At 46.5% G+C, this 11658-nt stretch carries 12 protein-coding genes; 4 read left to right on the top strand and 8 right to left on the bottom strand.

Going from position 1 to position 11658, the window contains the following annotated elements; genetic code table 11:
- Positions 1-3: 3 nt before the first annotated feature.
- Positions 4-885: a subclass B3 metallo-beta-lactamase gene (gene bla / locus EXU57_RS23410; protein WP_207955591.1), complete on the bottom strand. Its 882-nt coding sequence runs from the start codon at positions 883-885 to the stop codon at positions 4-6.
- A 214-nt stretch (positions 886-1099) separates the two neighbouring features.
- Here bla and EXU57_RS23405 point away from each other — a divergent pair, with 214 nt between their 5' ends.
- The 3 genes from EXU57_RS23405 to EXU57_RS23395 all read left to right on the top strand — a co-directional run bounded on the left by EXU57_RS23405 (position 1100) and on the right by EXU57_RS23395 (position 3317).
- Entirely contained in the window at positions 1100-1984 is an 885-nt protein-coding gene (locus EXU57_RS23405) for a beta-xylosidase (RefSeq protein WP_133270696.1), read from the top strand.
- A gap of 401 nt (positions 1985-2385) precedes the next feature.
- Complete coding sequence (locus EXU57_RS23400; RefSeq protein WP_133270695.1) at positions 2386-2763, top strand: hypothetical protein; 378 nt, start codon at positions 2386-2388, stop codon at positions 2761-2763.
- 362 nt (positions 2764-3125) lie between these two features.
- Positions 3126-3317, top strand: a complete 192-nt coding sequence (locus EXU57_RS23395; RefSeq protein WP_133270694.1) for a hypothetical protein — start codon at positions 3126-3128, stop codon at positions 3315-3317.
- Between the two features lie 136 nt (positions 3318-3453).
- Here the strand turns inward: EXU57_RS23395 and EXU57_RS23390 are convergent, their stop codons facing one another.
- The 6 genes from EXU57_RS23390 to EXU57_RS23365 form a co-directional block, all read right to left on the bottom strand.
- The gene (locus EXU57_RS23390; protein ID WP_133270693.1) at positions 3454-3783 is read right to left on the bottom strand and encodes a hypothetical protein; all 330 of its coding nucleotides are present in this window, start codon (positions 3781-3783) and stop codon (positions 3454-3456) included.
- A gap of 105 nt (positions 3784-3888) precedes the next feature.
- A complete protein-coding gene (locus EXU57_RS23385) occupies positions 3889-5190 on the bottom strand; it encodes a glycoside hydrolase family 28 protein (RefSeq protein ID WP_133270692.1) in 1302 nt (433 codons plus the stop codon).
- Positions 5191-5380: 190 nt separating this feature from the next.
- The gene (locus EXU57_RS23380) at positions 5381-5707 is read right to left on the bottom strand and encodes a hypothetical protein (RefSeq protein ID WP_133270691.1); all 327 of its coding nucleotides are present in this window, start codon (positions 5705-5707) and stop codon (positions 5381-5383) included.
- A 525-nt stretch (positions 5708-6232) separates the two neighbouring features.
- The gene (locus EXU57_RS23375; protein WP_133270690.1) at positions 6233-7735 is read right to left on the bottom strand and encodes a M4 family metallopeptidase; all 1503 of its coding nucleotides are present in this window, start codon (positions 7733-7735) and stop codon (positions 6233-6235) included.
- A 50-nt stretch (positions 7736-7785) separates the two neighbouring features.
- Positions 7786-8103: a protealysin inhibitor emfourin gene (locus tag EXU57_RS23370; protein ID WP_133270689.1), complete on the bottom strand. Its 318-nt coding sequence runs from the start codon at positions 8101-8103 to the stop codon at positions 7786-7788.
- Positions 8104-8959: 856 nt separating this feature from the next.
- On the bottom strand, positions 8960-9472 hold the full coding sequence (locus tag EXU57_RS23365) for an RDD family protein (protein WP_133270688.1): 513 nt from the start codon (positions 9470-9472) through the stop codon (positions 8960-8962).
- A gap of 313 nt (positions 9473-9785) precedes the next feature.
- Between EXU57_RS23365 and EXU57_RS23360 the strand changes: the two genes are divergently transcribed.
- Positions 9786-10904, top strand: a complete 1119-nt coding sequence (locus EXU57_RS23360; protein ID WP_133270687.1) for a D-TA family PLP-dependent enzyme — start codon at positions 9786-9788, stop codon at positions 10902-10904.
- Between the two features lie 359 nt (positions 10905-11263).
- Here EXU57_RS23360 and EXU57_RS23355 read toward each other — a convergent pair whose 3' ends face one another.
- Positions 11264-11593 (bottom strand): hypothetical protein, encoded by a 330-nt coding sequence (locus tag EXU57_RS23355; protein WP_133270686.1) that lies wholly within the window; start codon positions 11591-11593, stop codon positions 11264-11266.
- Positions 11594-11658 lie beyond the last annotated feature (65 nt).

Raw genomic sequence — 11658 nt, 5'->3', positions numbered from 1 at the left:
GAATTACTTACGACCCTTTACTTTTTTCAAAAACTGTCGTTCCAGGTCCTTGAGCGCGGCATCGTACCCCTTCCGATCACTGAAAGCACCAGGATTATACCTGTCGCCTTGCTTACGTTTTTTGTGCAGCCCAAACTGGCTTGCATGCGACGCAACCCAGAGGTCAAACTGGAGCTTTTTCATTGCCGCAAATGTATATTCGTAATCTTTTTCGATTGCAGGATACGCCGGGATATCAGTAAATGCTTTATCTGTAACAATCGTAGGCATATTTGCGATCAATACCCGGTAGCTTCGGCGGTCATCTTTCACGTCCAGCAGAAAGCTACACGAGCCTTTTGTATGCCCGGGATGATGCAGCATCCGGAGGTAGGCATTCCCTAAAGCAACGGTATCACCATCCCTTAATAAACGATCAGCCTTTAATGGTGCGTAGGTGCTGGTATCACCACCCAGCGCATAGTCCGATCGACCACCATCCGCAAGAACTCCCGCGTCACCTTCATCCACCATTACTTTAGCACCCGTCGACTTTTTAATCGCTGCCATTGCACCCATGTGATCATAGTGGGCCTGGGTCGTTAACAAAATCCTGGTATCGTGCCATTTAAAGCCAAGCTTTTCAATGCTGGCTTGGATCATCGGTGCAGACGAAGCGAGGCCGGTATTAATCAGGATATTGCCTTTATTGGTAACAACCAGGTAACAAGCGAGGTCGCTCGTGCCAACGTAATACAGGTTACCCGCAATCCGAAACGGCTGGTAAGGCCTCGACCATTCGGCAGGAATGTTTGTAGGTTCTGCTACAACCTGGGCAGTAATGGTAGCTGAAGAAGCAAACAACAGCATTGTAAGTCCAACGATTTTAATTGCATTCAGGCGCATATAAACGAATTAGAACGAATATATTGAAATTGTAAAAGCGCAGCCTTCGCGGTTTCCGGCATACGGACCCTGGTTTAAAAGGTTTTACCTGCAGGCTCATCGGTGGCAAGTTCCCGCATGCGCATGTTGAAAGTTTGTACTATAATATGCCGTTTACCGGGGTAATCAACCTGCTATTCATGTTATAACCAGGAAGGAAGTATAAATTGAATGTATGATCGAAGCTGTTAAATTCTGGAATGAACCAAATAATAACTCGCACTATGCTTTTGAGATCGATCCCGACTGGAAGATCTATGCAAGTATGGTGAAGTCAGCAGCACAGGCTGCCCGTGCAGAAAATCCCGGCATTCTAAGGGTACTGGGAGGTATTTCACCTATTGACCCCAACTTCATCAGGAACCTGCAACGTTATGGTGCGTTAGACGACCTGGATGCCGTTGGCGTGCATGGGTTTCCGCTCGACTGGAACTACTGGCACATTGACCAATGGCCGGCAAAGATTGCAGAATTTGAGGCTGTAACGCATTTGCCGGTTTGGGTAACTGAAGTAGGTATCTCAACCTTTGGTGCAGAGGAAGTGCAGGAGTTTGGCCTTCGTCGAACGTTTGAGCTGCTATCCGGCCGGGTAAATCGCATTCACTGGTACAGCCTTTACGATCTGCCAAAGGCCTGGGATGCAATAGCACGTAATCGCGAGGCAGAAGGCTCGTCTTATTACCGCCACTTCTATATGGGGTTGCTTCATGAGGACGGCACCCCCAAAAAGGCCGTTCAATACTTCAAGGAATTTACCCCGGAAATTGGCATTTGCCAATGGTTCCGTTTTGAGGATCACCGGCTTGACACGGCAGTGGCCTGGCTACGAAAGCTGGGAGTTAAAAGATTACGCACGGGATTAAGTTGGGCACACTGGCTTCAGCCGCGCGCCGAATGCTGGTTCGACAAAATGATGAAAGCGCTGGAAGAATTTGACCTCACAATAACATTCTGCTTTACACCCGAATCGAAGGGCATTCAGCCGCACCAGGCCAGTCCGCCACAGCATGTTGAGGAGTACACCGACTTTTGTGTTGAGATGATGCGGCGATATGCCTGAGTAACGGATCAAATACAACCGGGTCGATATTATTCAAACATGGTACCTCCGGTGACTATAATACGATAGCTTTTTTAAGGTAGGACATCAGGCCGCGAGCTTAGGATGAATTTTCCAATCTCAACAATCTTCAAAGATTAAGGTCGGGGGGTTTAAAAAAAAGTCGCGTACTATTTACCAACAAAAGCATAGTCTTTATCAGCGGGAACTGAGCCGTAAGTTTTGGAAGTGATCCATGTGTCCCCTCTGCTAAGCCAATGTGAAATCAATTCGCCTAAACCAGCTATATGGGACCGGAACCTGCAACATCTAATCAACCTGGCCAACCGGCATATCACAACATAAGCCCAATATGTAAAAGGTCTGGCTGAATGCAGCTACCTTGGAGCAAATTAATCAGTATGTCAGTAAAAAATAAAAAACAGTTTGGTGTGTGGATGGATTCTCATAACGCCATAGTGGCGGGCAAAGAAGGTGATGGCGAAGGCGAACTTGTCGTGCTTGGACATGTAAAGAACGCAGGAGCAGCAGGCAATTCCAACGAAAATGCAGCAAATAACCAGGAGATTACATTAACCAATAAGTTTTTTAAAGAGATCGTAGGCTTGATGGGAAACGTTGATGAGGTGCATGTTACCGGAACGGGCCAGGTGCAGGAGCAATTTATCAAGTTCCTTTCTGCAACACCCCAATATAAAAACGTAAAAGCTAGTGAAAGCACAGCTCAAAAGATGGCAGATGAGCAACTGCTCACTTATATCTCGAAGCAATTCAATTAAGCTATCTTTAATTATAGGAAAGCCGGATCATACACGATCCGGCTTTTTATTTGCACCCATTTGTGGTTTCCTAAAAGTCCAGTGCACGAACAGTGCCGTGTGTCGATTTGTACTTGTGGGTAATACGCAAATCCTTGTTCCCACAGCAAGTCACGGTTTATCATCTCGCAAGTTGATGGACAGTGTTAGCCGTTAATGTCACCTCCAGGGGAGTCACTACATGTGTTCAGTATTTGGAACAAAAATCAACCGGCGCCACTAGGCAATCACATCGAGCCCCCTGCAAAAGTGAATGGCGCGATTTCTGAATAAAGTTCTTACTAACCAGGTTGTAACACCTATATTTAACAAAAACTCATTCTATGAAGTACAAGGTTTATTTACACGACAAAGTGCCTGTAGTAAAACAGGAAACAGATCCGGATATTTTTCCGGGTGAGATATTCTCGAGCAACGAAGAACAGAAAATTGTTGTAGACTGGATATATGTAGAAGCGAACAGCGAAGAAGAGGCAGTCCTTAAAGCAAGGGAGCTTGCCGATCACCAACCCTGATAAGTTGTCAGGATAGGTTTATAGTGGAAGCTCTGGCACTCTTTGCTTAAAACCGCTCGCGGCTATTCGACTTTTATTAAAGTCTCGACAATATGAAAATCTTTTCGACCACCCTTATAGGTAAGTATTTTCCCGTTCAACCTGTAAGTGAAAACCATCGGCTCGACAAGCAAAGTTCCCGTTGTTGCCTGTATAAATTTTTCAGTGTATTGATCACCGTCGTGCTCGCCAGGCCTTGACCACTGGTAACCAAACCTGGCGTTGCTTTGCCCTGAAGACTAAAATTGAAAGTGCTGTCGCCAATCTGCTTTGTCAGGTTGTGTGTTGAACTATCCATTTTAGTAACCCTGTTTGGAGATGTTATCACGGAAGAGATCATCCGCCATGTGCCCTGGATTTCTTTGCTGGTTTGTGCACTTACTCCCCTCGTTAAGACTATCGAAACTGCAAACAGAAAAAGCTTCATAAGGCTGAGATTATTGAAACAAAATACGTCTTGGTTGGCACATTTACAAGGATATAATCTTCATCTCATAGGTAGACGACCAGTACACGAAAGTTAATCTTAGCCTTATTTCGAGGGTGCCTTTGGAGAGGTTGCGTTTGGCGCCGGCACCGTCATTAGCCTACCGTTTACAATTACATTATCAAACTTCAGTCCTTCAAACGGACTCAACTCAAAGTCTGTAGCAGCAAGTTTAACATCAACATTTTTTAACACGATGTTGCTGATTTCTGTAAGCGGGTGCCCAACTATTTTTCCAAACGAACCTGCAGATCCCTTTACATTAGCAATAATGATGTTTCTTACCACCGACCTTGGTGGTGGCTGGCCTTTCAGGTCAAAATACTGGGTCCAGGGATCAACCTTAAAAATAACACCGGCACTGCCCTCAAGCGTAATGTCGTTTAGAAACACATTTTCATATTGTTGTGGGGTATCAGGCCGCAGTTTTAACCGCAAAACGGTTGGCTTGCGGGTTGTACAGCGCTCGACATATACGTCACGAACAATAGTTGCCTCACTTCCAAAGGTTACGATTCCGCCACCTGCTTCAAATACACAATCTTCAATGCGCACACGCTCAACGGGTGGACTTGCGGTGTCCTGCAAAGCAAATGGACCTTTCGTGCCTTTCAGGGCGATGCAATCATCTCCTACAGAAAAGAAACATTTTTTTATGGTTACATCCTGCGAACAATCCACATCTATGCCATCCGAACTTGGCGCATTGTTTGGCTTGGGGCCATTCAATGCCGTAAACTGGCAACTGTCTACCACCACATTTTTGCAACGATACATATGCAGGTTCCAGAAACCGGAATTCTTGAAATGAATGCCTTTGATACTTACGTTTTTCGAGTTCTGTAGAAAAGTAAGCCGCGGACGCTCTACGTTGAGGTTGGTTGTTTTACTATCAAGGTCACGTTGGCTATAAAACAACTTCCAAAATGGCTCTCCACTTCCGTCGAATGTTCCAGGGCCGGTAATGCGAAGACTATCTACCCTATCGCCATTTAAAAGTGCAGCTGGCCAGGGTTCGAAATGTCCCTCGATACGGGTGTTTGCCTTTGGATAGTCTTTGATATTGGTTGAACCCTTGAGGACAGCTCCTTGCAACATTTCGATGTTTACACCGCGCTTGAGAAACAGTGAACCCGTCAGGAAAACACCTTTCGGTATCACCAGCGTTCCCCCGCCATTGTTTGCACAAGCATCAATTGCTGCCTGGATTTTTGGAGTGTTTAGTGTGATGGCATCCCCTGTAGCCCCATATTTGGTAATGTCGTATCGCTTTGCCGGCTGCGCCAAAAGGCGGGTTGCAAAAATGCAGCTCAGGAGCAACCATGTAACCACCAGTTTTTTTCGCATTTAAATGGATTTAAAGCAAAATAAACCCAATTGTGTAGAGCGCAGCCAACTCATTGATCAAACAAATTCGTGGCCGCCACACGCCCTGCAGCATTGTTGATTAACCTGACACACATACAAATGCCCGTAGATCCAGTCGACTATACAAACTGACCTACGGGCATTAATAAAACCAAAAAGCACAACGTACCTAATAGTCTTTGCTGGTATCAAATGCGCCAACAGGAAAAACCCCGATTGACCCGGGAGTATCATTGGATGTTTCCGGTATGGTGTCATTCCTGATGATGTCGTCTTCAAGCTCGGTGATTTCATCCGGCTGTGTAAAATGGTTGTCCGGTTGTGTTAGCTCACTTTCAGTTGTAAGACCTGTTGTTGAATCAAGGTCATTTTCGTAAACCTCACCAGGTGTCGCCAGTTCATCATCATTTACCTGACCTACCGGCCTTGCCGCAAGTTCATCATCTCCTGCTAACCGGATCGGTGTTTTATTGAGGTCATTTTCTTCGTTATTCATGACTTAGATTTTTGATTTAATAATGATATGCCATTCATTACTAAAAAAATCATTCCTCTAAGTGCGTCGTTTTTATCGACGGCTATTCGATCCACACTGGTTTTATGGGCGACCCTTCCAACCCGGACGAAAAAAGGTAGATGACTAGGCTGGCAATACTAATCCGGCATAAACTAGTAACAAACATGAGCAGCCATTGCCGGGAGAAAGCACCGGATTTCAACTGTTCAGTGTTCGTTAAGGGGAAATCCTATCACGCAAAATCGACAATAAAGATGCGGACTTAAAGACTGCTTGCAGTCCGCGCCACAGGGTCCCGGCACCAAAGCAACAATGGTTCAGACCACTCACTTGTTGGTGAATGACCTGAACCATCGTTTTAAACCGTCTTGGCGATTACTTCAGCTATCCGGTTTGCCCGCGGGAACCACTTGTTAAAAGCTCAGTTCGAATAGCAGATGCTTTCAGGGGTAAGCCCCATAGCACCACCTGGTCTACCGGCTTGTAAGCCAATTGCGGATCTATTTAGTTGTGACTTAACTCCAGCGTATTCGAAAGCACCTCTTCTGAACCCTCGAAACGTTCTTCCTGTTGCACAATAGCTGAAGTTGAAGCTGGGGGTTCGGGTGCTTCGCCCAGACCATGCCAGCCGCTCCAATTGTTTGTTCCGGGAGCCAATTGCCAGTTCGTATAAAAAAGCCCGTTTTTCAATCCCACCGTAAATACTTCCAAACGGCCGTCTTTATGCTGGGTAACCGAAAACTGCCTCGACTTGCCTCCCAGCGAAGCCCAGCCACTCCAGTTGTGGGTTGCGGGGGCAAGTTGCCACTTATGGTACAACACTTTGTCTGTTCCAAGAACAAACATCTGCAAGCGTCCATCAATATTGCTGACCACGGTATAAGGCACCATTGGAAGCTCAGGAACAACAACGTTTATACCAACTGATTTCCAGGCCTTGATGATGATCGCCTGAACACTCTCGTCATAGAGCTTGCCGGCAACGTCAGCAGTAATGTCTGCAAAGTCCTGGAACTGGGCTGTGGCTGTAAGCCTGGGGTCAATAAGCGCCTGGTACCAGATATTACCTGCCCGCTCCCATGCTTTGCCGCCCAGCCCTATCGCAGCCAGGTAAAACGCCTTGTTGGGGATACCAGAGTTGATGTGTACACCACCATTATCGCTTGTTGTACGATCATACTTGCTCATGTGGTCGGGCTGGGGATCTTTACCAAGTAACCAGTCGTCGTACGCGGTACCTGGCGCTTTCATCGATCTCAGGCCAACACCGTTTCTTCCGGATGCAAGCAGGCCTGCACCAATGATCCAGTCGGCCTGGTCGGCGGTTTGGTTTAGTGCGCGCTGCTTAACGAGCGAACCAAATACGTCGGAAATAGATTCATTCAGTGCGCCGGGCTGATCATGGTACTCAAGCCCAGCAGTAAATTCTGTTACTCCGTGGGCAAGCTCATGGCCCATGATATCAATGGCTACCGTAAAGCGATTAAAGGTATACCCATCGCCATCACCAAATACCATCTGCTTACCATCCCAAAAAGCGTTGTTGTAACTATAATCGTAGTGAACCGTTGCGATCATATCCATGCCTTTGTTGTCGATAGAGTTCCGCTTGAACTGGTCCCAGAACAAGTCGAAAGTTGCGCCAAAGCCATTGTAAGCCTCGTCGGTTGCGACGTCGCTATTAGAGGCTTGTCCCTCGCCCCGAACCAGCTTACCGGGAAGAAGAGTAAGGTTCTCGGCATTGTGCATCAGACGATTTTTGCATGGACCAGCCGCAGATTGCAGTGTTGCGTTATCGGTCGTCTGTTTAGCTTCACCTTGGATAACTTCCTGCGTTTGCTCTTGTTGTGCAGCACGCTCGGCACGTAATGCTGTGTCAATTTCCAGCGTTCGCAAAGCCTTTGCACGCTGTTCTTCATTTCCGTTTTTTACGATGTTTTCTAAGATATGTGGGGGAATAACGTGGCATATACATTTGCCACCTTTGCAAGCATGTTGATGTTTCATTGCTTTCTCATTAAATATTAAAAGATTAGAATGGTTGCCAAGAGTGAGGGTCAGTGAGGTGCTGAACGAGCCAGGTTACGGAGCCTGGCGATCAGCTGATGTAGCTTCTCGTCACCAACAGGGTCTGTCGCGGTTATCGTATGCGCACGCGGCCCATCTTCAACAGTGACGGTATAAGTTATAAAATCGGCGGCACCTTTGCTTAGCGTGCTGCTGTGTGTTGGTAGTTCAAAAAACCGCGCTTCTTGTACAAGGTTTTCCAGCTGATCGGCGGCTTCAGCATTTTCGTTGGTGGTATCTATTGTAAATGGTTTGCTCATCCCGGGCAGGTAAGCAAATCCCCCATTGGTTTGAAAATGTATCTTCATTACGCCGGAACCTCCGATCCCGATTTTACTGGTTGTACAAGGTGCAAGACTTCGCGTTACGAAGGAAGCCTTCCTACGGAACTACCTTTTGAAAACCCAGTGGTGCCGTCTATGCCAGTTGCACCTAACCTGATTTGTTCTTCACGGCCTTATAGGTTTTTGAAGCGTTCGTTCGACGGCCTAACGGTCGGGAAGCAATGCTTATAAGACTTACTTCAGTCCGGTACACTACAAACCTAGCTACACGATATCCAAGATGCTGATTGCCGCTCGTGCGCCAAACGTTTTTGATTAATGGGGCATTAAGGTTTGTTATGAATACTAAATTAGATGGTATTGTCGCTAGCGTCAATCACATATTTATGTGAAGCGTTAAGGTGCTACGTTTTGTGATGCCATGATTAGCCGGTACATGCACCTGGAAAGTCTAAATCCGGGGGAGGATGAGCAGTTGTTGGTATGGGTTGAGGTGTTAGCTATAAGCCCGGGGATTGTATCCCTAGTAAACAGAACAGATACCATCGCTGACACCCCCAATCGACTTACTTCAGGAGCGAATAGCTTTAGCGATGGTGTCGTTGCTATAAGTATTTACAAGAGAATATTACGTTGGAAGGCTATGAGAAGTTTCAGCGTTTAGGCAATACATTTAGATGGACGTTATTAATGATTACACCAAACAAGCTCACAATACCCTCTGGCCCTTAGCCCGGTGTTCAACCGGGCTAAGGGTTTATGTTGGCGATATCCTGTAAACAACAAATGCAAGCCAACAGCTGACTTGCATTTGTAGCAATATATTACTTCACGGGTGGGCGAGCTTGCTTGTTATTGGCAGTAATCCAGGCCAAAGCCGCTAATTACTACGGAGCATTTCGTTGTGCCTGCGCGTTGCCTTCTCATCTATCACGTAGGTGTCCGTCCACTTGTCGTGCCAGGGATAACATGGGTTTCCTAATGCGCTGAAAGCATTGAATGGTACCGCGCGCGAAAATCCACGGGCGAATGCCTTGCCAAACGAAATCGTTGAACCGTTTGCATTTACGGCCTTTGTTCCGGTAATGAATTTTCCAATTGACTTTCCCTGGAAGATTGCTTCAATAAGGCTCATCACAAGACCATAAACCAATAAGCCGATAATACGATCAGCAAAGCTGCCAAATACATTTTCACTTTCATCAATCGATTCAAGTACTTCCGGTGAGGCAAGCGCTATAATAACTCCCCAAAAAAACATGATCATGTACAAAAACACTAGGTCAACCACGTAATTGGCAAACCGTTTCCATGAACTTGCCTGAACAAGTTCATAAGCAGGGGTCATTGATTTTAATTCGGCGACTTCTACTTCCGCCAGTATGGTTGACATAATGAATACTTAAGCCCCGTTAACGATGTTGTGAGAAAATTATTGTTTTACTAGGGCACAAACTCAAAATAACGAGAGTAATAATGGGAAGCGGCAATATACGGCAGTGAAACCCTAATTGGTGATTTTTTTGAAGAGCTGTAGTGGGCTTATCGGCTAAAATGTTTAACCAGGAACTTCATGGTCAACATCCCGCTACCCCGGTGACCTCATATTTCAAGTGCCCACAACAATTACCTTTGGCTCACGTGTATGCTGTTCGCACATACTACTTAATCGAATTCACCCATTTATTGCCTATAATTTTTCACAGATGAATCCAGACAACAATTCCTGGTACCTGATCGACAACATCGAAGACATTGACACCCCTGCCCTGGTGATTTATCCGGAACGTGTAAACGAGAACATCCAGGTAGCTCTGGAAATGGTGGGCGACCCCGCCCGACTTCGTCCACATGCAAAAACACATAAGTCGGCGGAAGTTACAGGGCTTATGATGAAAGCAGGTATTTCCAGGTTTAAATGTGCCACGATACCAGAAGCTGAAATGCTCGCCAGCTGCAATGCGACTGATGTGCTCCTTGCATACCAGCCTGTCGGTCCCAAGCTGAAACGGTTTATTGAGCTGATTACCACATTTCCCGGTACCACTTTCTCTTGCCTCGTAGACAGCATACCCAATGCAACGAAGATGGCCCCGAGCGCAGAGAAAGAAGGGGTAACAATAACTGCCCTGATTGACCTTAATGTGGGTATGAACCGAACAGGGGCTCAACTGGCGCAGGCTATGGAACTGCTTGAAGTAAGCCGGTCTTTAGCCGGACTGAACATCATCGGCATCCATGCATATGATGGGCATATTGTAGATGCTGACTTACAAGTACGCCAACAAAGATCCGGTGAAGCATTTCAAAAAGTGGAAGCGTTGCAACAGCATTTCAGAACTACCATGGGGAACGATCCGGTTATTGTTATGGGTGGTTCTCCAACTTACCCGGCGCATGCAACAAGGCAGAATATACAAACGAGTCCGGGCACCTTTGTTTATTGGGATAATGGGTACGCCAACCTTTATCCGGATATGAAGTTTAAACCTGCTGCACTGGTAGTGAGCAGGATCATCTCGCTTATCGATGACACCACTGTTTGCGTTGACCTGGGTCATAAATCAATAGCCTCAGAAAACCCAATTGACCGGCGGGTTTGGTTCATCAATGAACCGAACGCAAAGTTCATCAGTCATAGCGAAGAACACCTTGTCCTGGCACTACCAGCTGGCCACAACCGTAATGTCGGCGATGTTTTGTACGGGGTACCTTTTCACATCTGTCCAACCTGTGCATTATACGACCGGGCCAATATCATTGAAGATCACGAAGCAGCGTCAATATGGAGGATGGCGGCAAGGGACCGTGTGATCACGATTTGATGGGATGGATCCCATTTACTTCAGTGACTTTTATGAGATGTCATTGCTGCTGAATCGGCGGCCCTGGGAGTAGTCTTTAAGTGCAGGTAAAGCATGGTACATCCAGTTAGATCAACTGAATCGCTAGGCTAAAGACACATGATGTGGATTGAGTGTTAGAGTTGCTGAGCGGAGGTTTTGAAAAAATACAGCTGCAGGTGTTGTCACCTGCAGCTGTATGCGCTTAAAAAGAATAAGTTAAAGAAAGTAACACCTGCTTAAGCCAGGCGCTGGTGAGACCAATGCCGCAGTTAACAATGCCGTAGCGGCCAGGTTCGACAAAGAATTGCCACGGCTAACAACAACGGCACCGGCAAGGATTATTCTGCCTTTCCCCGTTGTTTGTTAAGGTATTCCTGTTCCTCATCGCTGTCGCTCTGACCATCGGATCGTGCTTCATAATATTCAGCCCTGTTGCTTCCGGCTGGACTATGATCGCTAATGTATCCGGGCTTATCGTGAAAGGCGGTATCCAGGGTTTCAATCACGGAGCCGTCATTATTGGTAATCTCGCCCCTGTTGAGCACTTCCTCTTCTTCCGCGGTCAAGGCCTTTTCGAGATTGGCCATGTCTTCGCTCTGAAGATTAAATTTCTTTACCCCGGTCTCCGGATTAACATCTGAGCTTTGATCTGGTTGCTGAGTTTGCATGAACTGTGTTTTATCTGTTAGACACCAACAGTGTGCCATTGCATTGAGGTCCTGTTGGTTTACGA

Origin of the sequence: Segetibacter sp. 3557_3 (assembly GCF_004354985.1) — a bacterium.
In the GTDB taxonomy this organism is placed as follows: domain Bacteria; phylum Bacteroidota; class Bacteroidia; order Chitinophagales; family Chitinophagaceae; genus Segetibacter.
The sequence above is the reverse complement of the archived record's forward strand: the minus strand, read 5'-3'. Positions and strand labels throughout refer to the sequence as shown.